This is a genomic window from Collimonas arenae (assembly GCF_000786695.1).
GTDB lineage: Bacteria > Pseudomonadota > Gammaproteobacteria > Burkholderiales > Burkholderiaceae_D > Collimonas > Collimonas arenae_A.
In genome coordinates, this window is the sequence record NZ_CP009962.1 from 307079 (window position 1) to 323772 (window position 16694).

The following is a 16694-nucleotide window of genomic DNA, read 5'->3' on the forward strand; positions in this document are numbered from 1 at the left end:
CAACATGACTGGTTTTTGGCGGTAGCGAGCGTATTCAGTAATCACACACCGGGCGAGTTTATTTGCTTCGGGTCATGGTTTTTCTGCGACGGGAGCGACGATGAAAAAGCTGGGAATGGCCGACCTGATACATCCGCTGGCGCTGGATACGTTCATGGCGCGTTACTGGCAAAAAAAGCCTTATATCGGCCACGGTTCGCCGCAACGCTTCGCCGAAATCGCCGCCATCCCTGAACTGGCCAGCATCGATGCCTTGCTCGAAGCCTGGCGCGGCGACGCCGATGCCTGGGCCCCGCGCGATACAAAAAATCCGCTGATCAACGCCACCGCGAAGCAACTGCCGGCATTCTATGAAAGCGGCTACACGCTCTACCTGAGCAAGGTCGAAGAACATGTTCCCGCGCTGGAACCGATTGCACGCAAGCTTGAGCGCGATCTCGGCCTGCGCGAGGAGGATGTTTATTTCGAAGCCTTCATTTCGCAAGGCACCGGTTCCGGTTTTCACTTCGATCCCAACGTCACCATCAACATACAACTGATCGGCAGCAAGCAATGGTGCGTCGCCGAGAACAAGCATCTGGTCAATCCGCATGTGGGCTGGTCCGCCGGCACCACGGTCAACGAACACATGAAACGCTATGCGCGCCAGCCGTTCCCGACACGCATGCCGCCCGGCTGCAAACGCTTCGAGGCACGGCCCGGCACGCTGGTCTACCTGCATCCCGGTTACTGGCATTGCACCCTTAATCACGAACCGTCGCTGTCCTTGCTGTTCACCATCAACCCGCCGTCGTGGACAGATTTGCTGATGAATGAAATCAGGGACCTGATGCTCAAGCACGATGCTGGCCGCGAACTGGCCTTTGGCCTTGGCTCCACCGCTGACCATGAACAAAAGCGGCAGCGTCTGCAGCATTTGATTGATGCGGCGGGAGAGGCAGTGTCAGAACTTTCGGCTAGCGCCTTACTGGCCGACTGGGGCGGTGCGCTGACGGCTTCGTTTGAACGTAATCCGCAGATTGCATTCCATATCGATGGCGGCGTGGCCGGCGATGACGACGTGCTGGTCGTAAAGACCGGTCGCAAGCATGAACGCAGCGTGCTCGCAAAGGACGCATGGCAAGTGCTGAAGTGGATAGGCGCGCGGAAAAAATCTTTCCACGGCCATCAGGTGGCGGAGGCAACAGGCGCCGTGCCGGTCGCGCGGGTAGCCGAGATCCTGGAGGAATTTGTCGAGACCGGTTTGATCTTGCGCAATGGCGGACTGTGATTCTGGCTCGCCTGTCGGCGAGCAGAACCTGCTGACAGGTGCTGCAATGTGCTGACGCGTGTTGAAATATGTTGAATTGGCAAGCATTGCAGCCGGGCCAGCGGAAATGGACAAAAGCATGCAAAATGCATTGGTTATGTCACGTCGACAGACCCTAGCGTGCGCCAGACCATGCCGGAAATCACATCCCAGACTCTTCTGAATACCCCGACGGCCGCCGTCCACGACGTGCATTGCCGTGGCAACTGCCGCCACAAGAGCGCGCTCGAATGCGCAGGCAGCACCCACATCGTGTTTCCCTATCGCGGCGTCTATATGCGGCATGTCGGCAGCGACGAGGCGGTTGCCGACAGCAACCAGGTCCTGTTCTTCAACGCGTCCCAGGAATATCAGGTCAGCCATCCGGTCGCCGGCGGCGACGCTTGCCTGTCGATTGCCGTCGATACGCAAATGCTGCTGGAACTGGCGCCGCCCGAACTTGTGCAACACCAGGCGCAAGCGGTCTTCAAGCAGCAGCGACAACGCATCGACTCGCGCGCACAGGTGCTGGTGGCGCTGCTGCGGCACTCTTTGCGCAACGGTATCGCCGAGCCGCTGGAAGGGGAGATATTGACGCTGACCCTGGTGCGCCGCGCGCTTGGTTTGCAGACCGCAGGTGCTGCACATGCAAGCCACGGCCTACGGCGACTGGTGGACCGGACCAAGCTGGTGCTGACCAGCGATCCGGCAAGGCGCTGGACGCTGGCCGAAATTGCTGCCGAAACCGGCGGTTCGCCGGTGTACCTGACCCAGGTATTCCAGCAGATCGAGGGGATGCCGCTGTACCGTTACCAAATGCAGTTGCGCCTGGCGCGGGCGCTTGATCTGCTCGACCAATACGAGGATCTGTCCGCACTCAGCCTCGACCTCGGTTTTTCCAGCCATAGCCATTTCAGCGCCGCATTTCGCCAGGCCTTCGGCCGCTCGCCATCGGCATTCAAGCAAGCGGCGTTGCAGCGGTAATAAACACAAGTTACTAAAGATTTCGATAGCGGCTGATGTCGCCGCATGGTCTTCTACAGGTCCCGGCTTTCGGGTATTTACGGAGAACCATCATGTCAGAAAAAACATGTGCAGCCTGCGATTACAAGCTTGACGAGAGTGCAATCAAGATCAAGATCGGCGGCAAAACCGTCGAAGTCTGTTGCCAGGAATGCGCGCAAAAACTGCGCGACGCCTACGCCGCGATGCATCCAGCCGATGCGTCGTCAGCACCATAAGCGTGTGCGGTTACAGCCCCGCGGAAATGGCGGTCGAGAAATGAAAACATTGCCAAACTAGCGTAGCATCGGCAAGCGCGTTGCGCGGGGCAACTCTGCCGGCCAAGGAAAGTGCGGGTTGCTCTGCTCGCCCATGATGTGCTGTTTTTTTAAACAACAAGGAGAATCATGAATAACCTGAAACAGAAAGCGGAACAATTCCGGCAACTGCATATTCCAGGAAATCCTTTGGTGTTGTTCAATATCTGGGACCCGGGCAGCGCAACCGCGGTTGCCGCCGGCGGCGCCCTCGCAATCGCTACCGGCAGCTGGGCGGTGGCGCATGTCAATGGTTACGCGGACGGCGAGCAGGTGCCGCTTGATCTGGTCATCGGCAACCTGGAGCGCATCACGCACACGGTCGATTTGCCGGTCACGGTCGATCTCGAAAGCGGCTACGGCAGGACAGCCGCCGAGGTTGCAGGCGTGATCGAACGCAGCATCCGGGCCGGCGCCATCGGTTGCAACCTGGAAGACAGCTTCCCGGAAAACCGGACACTACGCAGCGTGACGGAACAAAGCGAACGCATCCGGCACGCCAGGAATGCGGCCGACGGCCTGGACCTGCCGTACTTTATCAACGCCAGGACGGATATCTTCTTTCAGCCATCGGCGCCGCCGCATGACGACGCCCTGGTCGCCCTGGCGCTGCAGCGGGCGCATGCCTATGCCGAGGCGGGCGCGGACGGCCTGTTCGTACCGGGCCTGACCGATGAGCGCCTGATTGCAAGGCTGGCGGCCGAATCGCCGCTACCGCTCAATGTCATGGTGCGCGAACAAACGCCCTCCTTGCCGCAATTGGCGCACGCCGGCGTGGCCCGGGTGAGCTACGGGCCAGGTCCATATTTAAAGCTGATGAAACAACTGGAGCAGGCGGCGCGGGATGCCTTGGGAACTACCTCTGCCTGAATCTCAGGCAGAGGCCGGAGATGGCTTGCACACAAGCTGTCACAGGAACTTGTAGGTCGCTTTAATCGTAAAGAAACGGCCGCGCGGATCGCCCTGCGTGATGTCGTAGCCGGAAGCGAAGATGAGCGGAATACCGGAGATGGCGGTAGCTGTCACAGTCGAAATTTTTCGTTAATGTTCAGGGTTCCCAAGGTGCTATTGTTCCAAAATGGTCGAAGCTGCGTTTTGAAGGGCTGTGCCAATCTGCTGCAAGATCTGTGATTGAACCGATGGGTGTTGCCAGTAGAGTGGGACGTCTAGCCAACGATTTGGCGCGATGCTCACAATGCGGCGTTCCTTTATTGCGTTTCCAATTAGTGACTCTGGTGCCAGGCACCACCCCAATCCTTGGGCGGCAGCCTCGATAAATCCTGTTGCGGTGGGAAGATAGTGTACTGGCGAATACAAAGTAGAGATAGGACGTATCGAAACACCCCGTTCGAGCACTATCCTCCCTACTTCCCGGTAGTCTATATCTTCGCCTAAGAGAAGGACGACGTGAGTCCCCTAGGCCAGGTTCTTTCGAATACCTTCGTTTGGCGTCGTGGCTACCGCGCACATGAAATAGCAAACTATGGCGGTGTTACGCCAGAAGCCAGGAGAGTCACTGCCACTTAGAGCTTGCCATCATTCCGGCATTCGCCACTGGAGTTGTCGTTGATGAGGCCAACGTCGATCCGATTCATCCCGCGCTACAAATTTAGTCCGTTCTGTCGGGAATGCTACTGCGGTCACGCTGACGAGTGAAGGAGGGCTCTTACGACAAGAAATTACGCTAATTATCCCGTGAGCAGCATTTGTCGGTGGGTTGGGGACTGATGTGAACGGGAAAGTCGCTTTGGCTGCCGCAGCCTACCTACGCCCCGACGCCAAGATCATCGATCGTAGATGTCCAATGACTTCGACAAGGATTCGGAGCAAGGTAGCTACGATGGGAATAGCCGCGTTGCGACCGCTTCTAGATCGGGAGACGGGTCGTTTGCTTGATTCGTCTGAGCGGGATCTCGGTTTCGACGTTGCGTATCCCTTTAATCTTTGTGAGCGTCTCCATCTGGAAGCGCTGATAGTCGTCCAGATCCGTGGCGGCGACGCGTAGGAGATAGTCGTAGCTTCCGGCCATCAGATGGCACTCAAGCACTTCTGGCGCTTTTTCCATTTCCTTTGCAAAGTGCTCGACTGTCGCTTTGTCCTGGCGCTCAAGCGTGATTCGCACGAAGGCGGTAAAGCGCAGGTCAACGGCAGCGGGATTCAGCAGCGCGACATAGCAGTCGATGACGCCTTGCTCCTCGAGAAGGTTCACGCGGCGCAGGCACGGTGTCGCGGAGAGTCCGACGTGCTGCGCGAGTTCGGCATTGGTCCGGTTTGAATCACTCTGGAGCGCACGCAAAATGCGCTTATCTATTGCGTCGAGTTTTATTGACATAATTAACTCCATATTTTTCTGATTGTGGATAATAACTCCAAAAATTGATGTTTGTATGGCCAAATACGCATCCAATCGCTACGGGGGGAGCACTATAATTTAACGACTGGCCCGCACGGAGCACGCAGTGCGGTTTTGCCCCCATTCAGGAAAAATTCCATGCTTCAACTCTCGTGGCTATCATTCATCGCCACCTCACTTCTGATCATTCTCACCCCGGGACAGGACATGGTCCTGGTGATATCGCGCACGCTGTCCGGTGGAACCCGTGCGGGCATCGTCACTGCGGCGGGCGTCAGTACTGGCCTGCTGGTGCACACGGTGCTCGCGGCGCTAGGTGTAGGGGCGCTTCTTCAAGCATCGGAGTGGCTCTTCACGGCACTGAAGCTCGTCGGCGCGCTTTACCTGCTATACCTCGGCATCACGCTGTTGCGTTCGTCGGGCGAGTTGTCTCTGGCGAGCATTCGGGGCGCACCGGCATCGACGCTGCGGACCTTCGCGCAGGGAGCCTTGTCCAATGCCTCGAATCCGAAGATTGTGCTCTTTTACCTTGCCTTCCTGCCGCAATTTGTCCCTGCGAATGCGACGCATCCGATGCTTTCCCTATTTGTTCTGGGTGCGACGTTTGCCGGCCTGACGTTTCTCGTTAAAGGGCCGGTCGCATTATTCGCTGGCCTGCTGTCAGCATCGATCCACCGTAATCCCCGTATTTTAACCCGCATACACCGGACCAGTGGCATCGTCCTGCTGGCGCTCGGTGTCAGACTGGCGTTCGAAGGAAAATCATGATCGACAAGCTTGCAGTATTGAATGGACAAGCCTTTGATTCATCCGATCAACGCATACCACATGCCCCCAGTCATCGCGGGAATCGATGTTCATGTGGGCCTGGCAATCAGCGTAGTGCTTGCGGTGTTAGCCCATTTAGGGCTGCGCTGTGCCCATTCGGGCTTCGCACTGCGCGTGGTTGGCGGCAACCTTTGAAGAGTGCCTGTGTGGTCCAAATGTCTCCGGCGGAGCACTTGGCATTGCGCAATTTCGATCGTCCACCATTCCGATGCGGCGTATTTCTTCGACGCGAGCCGCATTGTCTACGAGACCGCCGCTGCAACGGCGGGCAGGCCAGTCATCGATAAGGCCATGGCTGGTTCCCATAGTTCAGCAGCCTGATTTCAAAACTTCATTTAATTCACATATAGAGGTAATTCCATGCAAACCAACACTACACCAATTGATCATTTCATTGACGGCCATATGATCGCCAAGACTTCGTTATCAAAGTGGAAGTACTAAAAAATGAATATCGCGATTCTTGATGATGATTTTCATCAAATTAATCTTATTTCCAATATTCTCAGATCCGAAGGGCATATTTGTGCCGCGTTCCAAAGGGATGAAGACGTATTGATGCGGTTGAGCAGTGGTAACTTCGACTTGCTGATTCTGGGCGGAGCGAGTGCGCTTGATGTATTAAAAGAGATAAGGGAGCAACTCCCCCAAGCTATACCTATTTTGTTTGTCGTGGACAATTCTGACGAAGAAGGCATTGTTGAAGGACTAACTGCGGGTGCCGATAGCTGCATGATCAAACCTATACGGGGCAATGAACTGTCTGCGCGAGTGCAGGCGTTGGTGCGGCGCGCGTATCCGATGAATGCAAATAAGAAAATCGAATTTAGCGATTATTTATTTGATATGAGTACCCACCAGCTGACACGGGCAAGTAAACCAATTGACATCTCACCAAAGGAATTTGATCTAGCGCTGCTTTTTTTTCGCAACCTTGATTGCCCCCTTACTCGCACATATATTCTCGAGACAGTTTGGTCAAACTGCATTCCCGTTTCGTACCAAACCTTGTATACACATATTGCCAATATCAGAGACAAATTGCAGCTACAGGTAGAGAACGGATATCGGCTTTATTCAATCTATCGATATGGTTATCAACTGCAACGACTCAACACAAGTAAACAATGCGCAGCAGTTGCGACTTGATGATGCTAGATGGCTTTGTTGCATAAATCTTCGCCAGTCTCATCTGAATTGAGGCTCCTGCAAGCTAGCGCTATGGGTGCTCCCGTCAAACGGAAGTATCGAACGACCTACTGAGAAAAATGCAACGTGGCGTTGAAGGCCATAGTTCGCGGCTCATCTGGTCGGATATCTATGACACGAAAGGCTGTCATGAAGCCATTGCGCGGCGCGGTGTACAAGGCAGTATTCCGACACGCAATAAACGGCAAACCGTAGAAAGAGCGCAGCTCTGGCGCTGGGCGCACAAAGCCCTATTGCATGCCACGCGCCGTCTTGACTAATGATTTTGAAGAGGTGGCCGGCTATCGTCGGCGCAGTCTGGCCGAAGAAAAAATTGATTGTTTCGGGCCGCTGGGTGGCGGGCAATGACAGGCGGCTTCGATCGTCTGGTTCCCGAGTTGAGGTGCGCGTCGCCATCCTCAATCGCTTCACGCGACTTGGTATACCTACCGCGGTGATCGTGCCGTAAAGTCGTCTGGGATATTTTTTCACACTCAGTTTATATGTGTAGGAAAGCCATGTAGAAGCAGCAGCTGCTTCGTGATTAAGTTCACCACGACACAAATTTTGTCAGCCATATCAGCATCGGATTGAATGTGACCGATGAAATCTAAACATTTGTAAAAATTCTCAGATTTAACAATTACTAATTATTTATTAGGTCGCATGCTGCCTACAATACTAACGTAACAAACGCAGTAAAAAATCAAGAATCCACATGCGGAATTTCTTCGTTTTATTTTGGATTTTTAGCATAAATTCGATGCGAAAAAAGTTGCCGATCAGCTTTCAAATCTTTGAAAAAAAACGTGAAAATGGCCGTTCTTGATAATGATTGCGATCATGCCGCTATTTTACGACGTGCCTACGTGCGATGGACGTATATGCGAGTCATTTCAAAGCGGGGAAGAGATATCGAAACAGTTGTGGAGCTAGGTGTTTTGTGCGGGAAAAGATAATGAGTCTTCGAGACGACCACTGGAAAAAATTGGAGCCGCTGCTTCTTGGATCAGAAAATGAACCAGGGGTAACCGGCCGTAATAATCGATTGTTTATCGATGCAATTCTTTGGAAATTGGCAGGTTCCGGAACGTGGCCAGAACTACCATCTGAGTTTGGAAAATGGAACACAGCGTATATGCGTTTTAGACGCTGGAGTGTAAGCGGCTTCTGGCATCAACTCATGTCGCATGTAAGTGAAGATTTGGAATTGCGCGCCATAATCGAAGAAATTTCCGCCTATGGCGACAGAGTGTTAATGCGAGTTAATGAGAGATCTTTCAGAAGAGAAAGCCGCAAGATTAATGGCTCGAAAAAAGAATTTTTCAGAAGCTTCGATGAATCGAAAATTTCAGAAGATTCGCCTTTGCATTGGGTCGATTTGATGTCAGATTCCCGCGGCGCTGAAAAAAAAGTGACTGGTGACTTGGAGTACTTAAAAAGTATCGAATGTCGCAATCTGAGGGGGATTGAAGATTCTGCTTCGCTGCAGATTCCGTCAGATGGAAAGTCTAGTAACTGTATTGCAAATACGACGTGTAATCCAAATCGATTGCTGGATACTCTGATAGTTAATTTGTGCCTCAGAAATGATGCGGAGCTGGCGCGAAAACTTAAAATTTCTCCACCCGTGATTAGCAAAATTCGAAATCATCAAATAGTGATTGGAGCATCTGTCTTGATAAAGATGCATGACGCCAGCGGACTAAGCATCAAAGAATTGCGTGCCCTGTTAGGGGAAATCTGAAATGCATTTTTATGCACACAAAGTAAAATCATGAGGCCTTTGACGTTCATTACAAGCCTCTGATTGGTAGCAGGAACCTGTACTTGTTCACGCTGATGGGATGGTCAATTGCCACGATTTTGGTGTGCTTCATGGCGAAGTGACGACCAATCCTACTGACGCTTGGCTTGTCGTTTGCATTGCGCTTTGCACTGAGATTCATCGAAGCCCGGCGCTTTCCTGCCAATAGCTGGGTCACTGCCATGTGGTGTCCGAAGCAATAGCGCGGATGGGAAATGGCACTCCTTTCTTCTGCTTCGTACTTCGTGACGACTATTTTCACGCCCATTGCGGAATGGCTGAGTGGCAGGTTCGGCTGACCCACATCGTTTTTCACCATCGGTATTTTCGGGGGCGCAGCGGCCGGTGTGCGGCTGACTCTGTCTCGCTCTCGTGGACAGTAGCACGTGATCAATCGTATTGATGACGCTGACCGTTTTTGGCAAAAGCATTACGACCGAGATTGATACCTGGTTGCAAGACGGCGCTGGGGAAACCATGAGGTTGGTCAGTTTGATATTCAACTACGTCGGCAATATCGCAGGCGTTACCACGCCGATTGCTTTCGGCTATAGATCCGCAATCAGTTTCTTGAACTTCGTATTATTTTCTTCCAAATGACGAAGCCGACGTAGTTCGGAAGGTCCTCGGTCGCAATCTTCGTCCTGGTGCAAAACGTCGCCTCAGATATCCCAAGCTTGCGACATACCTATCTATCGTCATTCCCAATTCCGCTCGCTTCAAAGCAAAAGTCATTTGCCGCTCTGTGAATTTACTTCTCCTCACGGCTACTCTCCTTTTTCTCATTAGAAAAGTTATGCCGGATTCTTTTCTTTTAATTGAGGTTGTTTATTGCGACAGGGTTATCTCTACGTGACCAGATAGCAAAAAAACGAACGACGTAGGGCGTCTGCAGAATATTTTCCTCATCGATTTTTTTCATATTCCTCACTCTTTACATCATTGCGTTGTTGTCGATGGTCGACACAATCTCAACAATTGTTAGCGACCCGGAATTTAACAATTGATGATTATTTTTTTGCTTATCGGCTGCTTACAATCGCGTCATCAGTGGCTTAGACGGGGGATTTCAATCTCGTCTGAATTTTTAAGTTCCAAAATTTTAGACGAATTTCAAGGATGTCAAAAGCGCGCAAGGCTGAAGTCCCGGTTGGAGAAATATGAAAATTGCTGTTCTTGCCGAGGATCGAAATCAAGCCGGTATCGTTTGCGAAATTCTCGAATCTGAAAGATACGTTTGTAAGGCGTTTGATAGTGGGATGGAGATGTTGAGTCAGCTGCGCGGAGGAAATTACGAAATGTTGATTATCGATTGGCGAGTTGCGGATCTGACTGCGGTTGAGCTATTTCGTTGGATAAGAAGCGAATTTTCCAAGGTCATTCCAATTATGTGTATTGCCAATCATGCGGACGAACATGAGGCCGTTGAAGGTTTGAGCGCCGGTGCTGATAGTTATCTCATTAAACCAATCCGTCGCAATGAATTGGTGGCGCGCGTGAAGGCACTTATACGGCTCGCTTATCCGAGTCAGAACGTGGCTGAAAAATTTGCTTTTGGTGATTATTTATTCGACACACGTGCCTGTCGTTTGACCGTGGCAGAGGAGTTGATTGATATCAAGCCAAAGGAATTTTCTCTTGCGCTCATGTTGTTTCGCAACCTTGGTGTCTCCGTCTCTCGTGCGCAGATTTTGGAGGAGGTATGGTCGCGAGGGACTGTGATTTCGTCTCAAACCTTGAACACACATATCTCGCGCATACGTGAAAAATTGCGATTGCGGCCAGAAGGTGGTTTTAGGCTTTGTTCGATTTATCGGTATGGCTATCGATTGGATCAACTAAGCGTGGAAAAGGATGCCGAGAAATCTCCTTGATGCCAAATTTGTTGGACGGAGTCTCCGGAATCTTTACTTGAATTATCTGAAATTGAAAATAGAAGATCAACGACGCACTTCATTGATCCTATGGGCATTAATGATCTTAAGCATGGACATGTCGCAATTGGCATTTTCCTAGCCGGTGGTAACAGCTGAAAAGCTGTCTGTTTCTGTAGTTTTTATCTAAAAACGTCACCGCGAATCTCGCACAATTCAAAGTGGCCAAAGTTGCATCGAGGGCGCCGGACAATCGGTTAACGCGACATTGGGCAAACCGTGCGACATCATCGAATTAGGGAATGAGGAAATGAACAAGATATATGCAACAGTTTGGAGCGAATTCCATCGTCAATGGGTTGTGGTGTCAGAAGGTGTTCGCAGTAGCAAGAAAAAAAGTACGCGCGGGGCTGGTACGATTCTGCGCCTGACAGGATTTGATAGCTTGAAGCCTATAGCAGCGGGAATTATTTCCGCTCTGTCTATAATTTCCTTTGCTGATATCGCACGGTCCGGAAAAGTGACCGTTCGCAGCGGTAAGCCGAGTAAAAGTAAAGTTGCCGCTGCAGTTGCCTTGGGCGCTTTGATTTTCTTTGACGGAGCTGCTTTGCTGCCAGAGGCGCAGGCTGCGGTCCAAGCTCCGGGGCTCTGCGCAAGCAACATCAGTAACAGCAGTTCGGCCTCGTATCTCGTGGGAGGGTCGGCTAACGGCGCTGGTAACGCTTGCAGCCAGGCTGATACACCTATTGTCGGAACTCCAGGGAGCTCGACTTTTGCGAGCGTTAGCGCTAATGGAACGCAGGTTGAAGTCAATGGTGACACCGGGCTAATATATTTCCGGCCCGGGGGTACGAGCGGCAATATCTTGACCATGACTAACGTGCCAGGGGCCGGCCCCACAGGCGGTGTTCAGCTTTCAGGAGTGGCAGCCGGCGCGATAAACGCGACAAGTACTCAAGCCGTGAACGGCTTTCAACTCTACACGTTGTCGACGTCGACCTCAACCGGCATCAGCACGGCACAAAGCGGCGTGAATTCTCTGTCGACTGGCCTGAGTACCACCAACAGCAACGTGACGTCGTTGTCGACATCGGCGTCGATAGGCATCAGCACAGCACAAAGCGGCGTGAATTCACTGTCCACTGGCTTGAGCACAACGAATAGCAACGTGACGTCGTTGTCGACATCGGCCTCGAGCGGCATCAGCACAGCACAAAGCGGCGTGAATTCGCTGTCGACTGGCTTGAGCACAACCAACAGCAATGTGACTTCGCTGTCGACATCGGCATCGACCGGTATTTCATCGCTGTCGACTGGCCTGAGCGCTACCAACAGCAATATGACTTCGTTGTCGACTTCTGCTTCAACTGGAATTGCTAATTCAGTTCAGTATGATAATCCTGGTCACACGAGCGTTACATTGGGAGGTGCAGGTGCTACAGCACCAGTTACCCTTACCAATGTTGCACCAGGGGCGGCTCCAACTGATGCCGTCAACTTCAGCCAATTGTCATCTTTATCGTCATCCACCTCAACTGGCATCAGCACCAACGCCAGCAATATTGGTTCGCTGTCCACTAGCTTGAGCACGACCAATAGCAACGTGACCTCGTTGTCGACTTCGGCATCGACAGGGATTAGCACCAACGCCAGCAACATCGGATCGCTGTCGACGGGCCTGAGCACGACCAATAGCAACGTGACATCGCTATCGACTTCAGCGTCGACCGGCATCAGCACCAACGCCAGCAACATCGGTTCCTTGTCGACTGGTCTGAGCACGACCAACAGCAACGTGTCGTCGCTGTCGACTGGTCTGAGCACGACCAACAGTAATGTCTCCTCGCTGTCGACTTCTGCATCGACAGGTATTTCATCACTGTCAACCGGTTTGAGCACGACGAATAGCAATGTGTCGTCGTTGTCGACATCTGCATCGACCGGTATTTCGTCGCTGTCGACCGGCTTGAGTACGACCAACAGCAATGTCTCCTCGCTGTCAACCTCGGCCTCGACCGGCATTACTTCACTGTCGACTGGCTTGAGCACGACCAACAGCAACGTGACCTCGCTGTCGACTTCAACGTCAACCGGCATCAGCACGGCACAAAGCGGCGTGAATTCACTGTCGACTGGCCTGAGCACCACCAACAGCAATGTGACTTCGCTGTCGACTTCAGCCTCGACGGGCATCAGCACAGCACAAAGCGGCGTGAATTCACTGTCGACCGGCCTGAGCACGACCAATAGCAATGTGACTTCCTTGTCGACATCGACTTCGACCGGCATTTCATCGCTGTCGACTGGTCTGAGCACGACCAACAGCAACGTGTCGTCGCTGTCGACATCTGCATCGACCGGTATTTCATCGCTGTCAACCGGTTTGAGCACGACCGATAGCAATGTGTCGTCGTTGTCGACATCTGCATCGACCGGTATTTCATCGCTGTCAACTGGTTTGAGCACGACCAGCAGCAATGTGTCGTCGCTGTCGACATCTGCATCGACCGGTATTTCATCGCTGTCAACCGGTTTGAGCACGACCAGCAGCAATGTGTCGTCGCTGTCGACCGGCTTGAGTACGACCAACAGCAATGTCTCCTCGCTGTCGACGTCTGCATCGACCGGTATTTCATCGCTGTCAACTGGTTTGAGCACGACCGATAGCAATGTGTCGTCGTTGTCGACATCTGCATCGACCGGTATTTCATCGCTGTCAACCGGTTTGAGCACGACCAGCAGCAATGTGTCGTCGCTGTCGACCGGCTTGAGTACGACCAACAGCAATGTCTCCTCGCTGTCGACGTCTGCATCGACCGGTATTTCATCGCTGTCAACTGGTTTGAGCACGACCGATAGCAATGTGTCGTCGTTGTCGACTTCCGCATCGACCGGTATTTCATCGCTGTCAACTGGTTTGAGCACGACCGATAGCAATGTGTCGTCGTTGTCGACTTCCGCATCGACCGGTATTTCATCGCTGTCAACCGGTTTGAGCACGACCAACAGCAATGTGTCGTCGTTGTCGACCGGCTTGAGTACGACCAACAGCAATGTCTCCTCGCTGTCGACGTCTGCATCGACCGGTATTTCATCGCTGTCAACTGGTTTGAGCACGACGAATAGCAATGTGTCGTCGTTGTCGACATCTGCATCGACCGGCATTTCATCGCTGTCGACTGGTCTGAGCACGACGAATAGCAACGTGTCGTCGCTGTCGACATCTGCATCGACCGGTATTTCATCGCTGTCAACCGGTTTGAGCACGACCGATAGCAATGTGTCGTCGTTGTCGACATCTGCATCGACCGGCATTTCATCGCTGTCGACTGGTCTGAGCACGACGAATAGCAATGTCTCCTCGCTGTCGACTTCCGCATCGACCGGTATTTCGTCACTGTCAACCGGTTTGAGCACGACCAACAGCAATGTCTCCTCGCTGTCGACGTCTGCATCGACCGGTATTTCATCGCTGTCAACTGGTTTGAGCACGACCGATAGCAATGTGTCGTCGTTGTCGACATCTGCATCGACCGGTATTTCATCGCTGTCAACCGGTTTGAGCACGACCAACAGCAATGTCTCCTCGCTGTCGACGTCTGCATCGACCGGTATTTCATCGCTGTCAACTGGTTTGAGCACGACCGATAGCAATGTGTCGTCGTTGTCGACATCTGCATCGACCGGCATTTCATCGCTGTCGACTGGTCTGAGCACGACGAATAGCAATGTCTCCTCGCTGTCGACTTCCGCATCGACCGGTATTTCGTCACTGTCAACCGGTTTGAGCACGACCAACAGCAATGTCTCCTCGCTGTCGACGTCTGCATCGACCGGTATTTCATCGCTGTCGACAGGGTTAAGCACGACCAATAGCAATGTGTCGTCGTTGTCGACATCTGCATCGACCGGCATTTCATCGCTGTCGACTGGTCTGAGCACGACGAATAGCAATGTCTCCTCGCTGTCGACTTCCGCATCGACCGGTATTTCGTCGCTGTCGACCGGTTTGAGCACGACCGATAGCAATGTGTCGTCGTTGTCGACATCTGCATCGACCGGCATTTCATCGCTGTCGACTGGTCTGAGCACGACGAATAGCAATGTCTCCTCGCTGTCGACTTCCGCATCGACCGGTATTTCGTCACTGTCAACCGGTTTGAGCACGACCAACAGCAATGTCTCCTCGCTGTCGACGTCTGCATCGACCGGTATTTCATCGCTGTCGACTGGTCTGAGCACGACGAATAGCAATGTCTCCTCGCTGTCGACTTCCGCATCGACCGGTATTTCGTCACTGTCAACCGGTTTGAGCACGACCAACAGCAATGTCTCCTCGCTGTCGACGTCTGCATCGACCGGTATTTCGTCGCTGTCGACTGGTCTGAGCACCACCAACACAAATGTGTCATCGCTGTCGACAGGCTTGAGCACTACCAACAGCAATATGACGTCGTTGTCGACATCGGCTTCGACCGGGATCAGCACGACGCAAAGCGGTGTGATTTCACTGTCGACCGGCCTGAGCACGACAAATAGCAATGTCGGTTCGCTGTCGACTTCCGTGTCGACCGGTCTGAGTACGGTGAGCAGCAACGTATCGTCGTTGTCGACCGGGTTGAGTACAACGAATAGCAGTGTGTCGTCACTGTCAACCGGCCTGAGCACTACCAACAGCAACGTGTCGTCGTTGTCTACAACTATTGCACCGCTGGTAGCGAGCAGCACATATGCCGCGAATTCCGGAATGGGTATCGGCGCCACCCTGATCGGTGCCGTCAACGCCAACGGAATGGCGGAAACACGAGGCATATCAGGCAACACGATTACATCGGTGGTCGTGGCGACTTGCGGTTCTGCCAATGGCATCGACAGCACAGCGTCCGGATTGTGCGCCAAGGCCACCCAGGACGGCGCAAGCGCCTATGGTTCCAATGCGCGGGCAACGGCAGTCAATACCACGGCTGTGGGCTTCCGGGCGCTTGCCTCCCAGGAAGGCGCGGTCGCCATCGGCTATAACGCTCAGGCTACCGGCGACCCAACCGTCGCAGTTGGCTATAACTCGGTTGCCGCCGGTAATAACTCTGTGGCAATGGGGGCGGGAGCGCAAGCGATTGCTAACAACACTGTTGCGCTGGGTGCAGGTTCTGTGGCGGATCAGGACAATACGGTGTCTGTAGGTGCTCATGGTAGCGAACGTCGCATTACCAATGTGGCTCCAGGTGTCAATCCGACTGATGCTGTGAATGTATCCCAACTCAACAACGTGCAAAACCAGATTGGTAATGTGCAACGGATTGCTTACTCGGGTATCGCCATGAGTATGGCGATGTCGGGGGCAGTGATGCCGGCTCTGGATGCGGGTGAAAAAGGTGTGGGTGTCGGTGTTGGCTCATATCAGGGTTATGGTGCGCTGGCCCTGCAGTTCAAGTCCATCAGCAAGACCGGCATGAGCGCTTGGGGGGCTGGGGTCAGCACTACCGGCCACAATGCCGGTTTAAGTCTTGGCTACGGTTTCAAGTGGAAATAAGCACTTGGCCTAGATATCCGGAGTAATGCATTTCGTCGGATAGCTAATGAAAACGCAATGACTTCGAATGAGTGTCATTGCGTTTTTTATTGACAATTCATTCGATATATTTCAACCCGTTCAATGGGGCAAAGTCGCCAAAATTCTATTGTTGAGTCCCGCTATGGAATGTTTTACGGTCGGTCGCTCAGCAACTCGCTGCGCTTTATGCCAGCGGTTGGTTTGGAAGATACATTGGGCGCAAGATAAAAACTGATTGCATGATTTTTCTAGCTTCGCGATACGTTGCAGTGCGTCCAAGCACGCGACCTGGGCCAGGTTTTTTTGTGCCCCGTTGATTGTATTGTCTATCGAGGTAGCCGGTTCAGACGAGTGATTGGCATTCATTCGCGCATTCTTTGGGTTGCATCCCCGTCGCTCCTGAAGACGAGTGCAGTTGGAGGCATCCTAAGCAGGACGCACTGCACCCTAAATACAGGTCACCGGTGACGCTTGGAAGGATAAGGT

General features: G+C 52.8%; 11 protein-coding genes and 2 pseudogenes. 11 read left to right on the forward strand and 2 right to left on the reverse strand.

Features of this window, described 5'->3' with window-relative positions:
• Window positions 1–100: 100 nt before the first annotated feature.
• The 4 genes from LT85_RS01355 to LT85_RS01365 all read left to right on the forward strand — a co-directional run bounded on the left by LT85_RS01355 (window position 101) and on the right by LT85_RS01365 (window position 3477).
• On the forward strand, window positions 101–1270 hold the full coding sequence (locus tag LT85_RS01355) for a JmjC domain-containing protein (protein WP_081991907.1): 1170 nt from the start codon (window positions 101–103) through the stop codon (window positions 1268–1270).
• A gap of 159 nt (window positions 1271–1429) precedes the next feature.
• Window positions 1430–2272 (forward strand): helix-turn-helix transcriptional regulator, encoded by an 843-nt coding sequence (locus LT85_RS01360; RefSeq protein ID WP_216595039.1) that lies wholly within the window; start codon window positions 1430–1432, stop codon window positions 2270–2272.
• Between the two features lie 92 nt (window positions 2273–2364).
• Window positions 2365–2529, forward strand: coding sequence for a hypothetical protein (locus tag LT85_RS26865; RefSeq protein WP_172656928.1), 165 nt, complete (start codon window positions 2365–2367; stop codon window positions 2527–2529).
• Between the two features lie 168 nt (window positions 2530–2697).
• Complete coding sequence (locus LT85_RS01365; protein ID WP_038484376.1) at window positions 2698–3477, forward strand: isocitrate lyase/PEP mutase family protein; 780 nt, start codon at window positions 2698–2700, stop codon at window positions 3475–3477.
• 997 nt (window positions 3478–4474) lie between these two features.
• Here the strand turns inward: LT85_RS01365 and LT85_RS01370 are convergent.
• Window positions 4475–4939 carry an Lrp/AsnC family transcriptional regulator gene (locus LT85_RS01370; protein WP_038494698.1) on the reverse strand — a complete coding sequence of 155 codons (465 nt, stop codon included), beginning with the start codon at window positions 4937–4939 and terminating at the stop codon, window positions 4475–4477.
• Between the two features lie 159 nt (window positions 4940–5098).
• Between LT85_RS01370 and LT85_RS01375 the strand changes: the two genes are divergently transcribed.
• The 4 genes from LT85_RS01375 (at window position 5099) to LT85_RS27435 (ending at window position 8723) form a co-directional block, all read left to right on the forward strand.
• Entirely contained in the window at window positions 5099–5728 is a 630-nt protein-coding gene (locus LT85_RS01375; protein ID WP_038484379.1) for a LysE family translocator, read from the forward strand.
• Between the two features lie 21 nt (window positions 5729–5749).
• A complete protein-coding gene (locus LT85_RS26325; protein WP_156117394.1) occupies window positions 5750–5923 on the forward strand; it encodes a hypothetical protein in 174 nt (57 codons plus the stop codon).
• A gap of 312 nt (window positions 5924–6235) precedes the next feature.
• Window positions 6236–6937: a response regulator transcription factor gene (locus tag LT85_RS01380; protein ID WP_038484382.1), complete on the forward strand. Its 702-nt coding sequence runs from the start codon at window positions 6236–6238 to the stop codon at window positions 6935–6937.
• 997 nt (window positions 6938–7934) lie between these two features.
• Complete coding sequence (locus tag LT85_RS27435) at window positions 7935–8723, forward strand: transposase (protein WP_172656929.1); 789 nt, start codon at window positions 7935–7937, stop codon at window positions 8721–8723.
• Window positions 8724–8772: 49 nt separating this feature from the next.
• Here the strand turns inward: LT85_RS27435 and LT85_RS01395 are convergent, their stop codons facing one another.
• On the reverse strand, window positions 8773–9102 hold the full coding sequence (locus LT85_RS01395; RefSeq protein ID WP_038484387.1) for a hypothetical protein: 330 nt from the start codon (window positions 9100–9102) through the stop codon (window positions 8773–8775).
• Between the two features lie 841 nt (window positions 9103–9943).
• Between LT85_RS01395 and LT85_RS01405 the strand changes: the two genes are divergently transcribed.
• From LT85_RS01405 to LT85_RS26330, 3 genes and pseudogenes are all read left to right on the forward strand, one after another.
• On the forward strand, window positions 9944–10657 hold the full coding sequence (locus LT85_RS01405) for a response regulator transcription factor (protein ID WP_038484394.1): 714 nt from the start codon (window positions 9944–9946) through the stop codon (window positions 10655–10657).
• A gap of 310 nt (window positions 10658–10967) precedes the next feature.
• Window positions 10968–11078, forward strand: a pseudogene (locus LT85_RS27645) (ESPR-type extended signal peptide-containing protein); the annotation flags it as partial.
• Window positions 11079–11177: 99 nt separating this feature from the next.
• Window positions 11178–16019, forward strand: a pseudogene (locus LT85_RS26330) (beta strand repeat-containing protein); the annotation flags it as partial.
• Window positions 16020–16694 lie beyond the last annotated feature (675 nt).

Excerpts from the sequence above, each read along its gene's own strand:
- LT85_RS01355 (WP_081991907.1), top strand. The coding sequence starts at position 101 with ATGAAAAAGCTGGGAATGGCCGACCTGATACATCCGCTGGCGCTGGAT.
- LT85_RS26865 (WP_172656928.1), top strand. The coding sequence starts at position 2,365 with ATGTCAGAAAAAACATGTGCAGCCTGCGATTACAAGCTTGACGAGAGT.
- LT85_RS01365 (WP_038484376.1), top strand. The coding sequence starts at position 2,698 with ATGAATAACCTGAAACAGAAAGCGGAACAATTCCGGCAACTGCATATT.
- LT85_RS01370 (WP_038494698.1), bottom strand. The coding sequence starts at position 4,939 with ATGTCAATAAAACTCGACGCAATAGATAAGCGCATTTTGCGTGCGCTC.
- LT85_RS01375 (WP_038484379.1), top strand. The coding sequence starts at position 5,099 with ATGCTTCAACTCTCGTGGCTATCATTCATCGCCACCTCACTTCTGATC.
- LT85_RS26325 (WP_156117394.1), top strand. The coding sequence starts at position 5,750 with ATGGACAAGCCTTTGATTCATCCGATCAACGCATACCACATGCCCCCA.
- LT85_RS01380 (WP_038484382.1), top strand. The coding sequence starts at position 6,236 with ATGAATATCGCGATTCTTGATGATGATTTTCATCAAATTAATCTTATT.
- LT85_RS27435 (WP_172656929.1), top strand. The coding sequence starts at position 7,935 with ATGAGTCTTCGAGACGACCACTGGAAAAAATTGGAGCCGCTGCTTCTT.
- LT85_RS01395 (WP_038484387.1), bottom strand. The coding sequence starts at position 9,102 with ATGGTGAAAAACGATGTGGGTCAGCCGAACCTGCCACTCAGCCATTCC.
- LT85_RS01405 (WP_038484394.1), top strand. The coding sequence starts at position 9,944 with ATGAAAATTGCTGTTCTTGCCGAGGATCGAAATCAAGCCGGTATCGTT.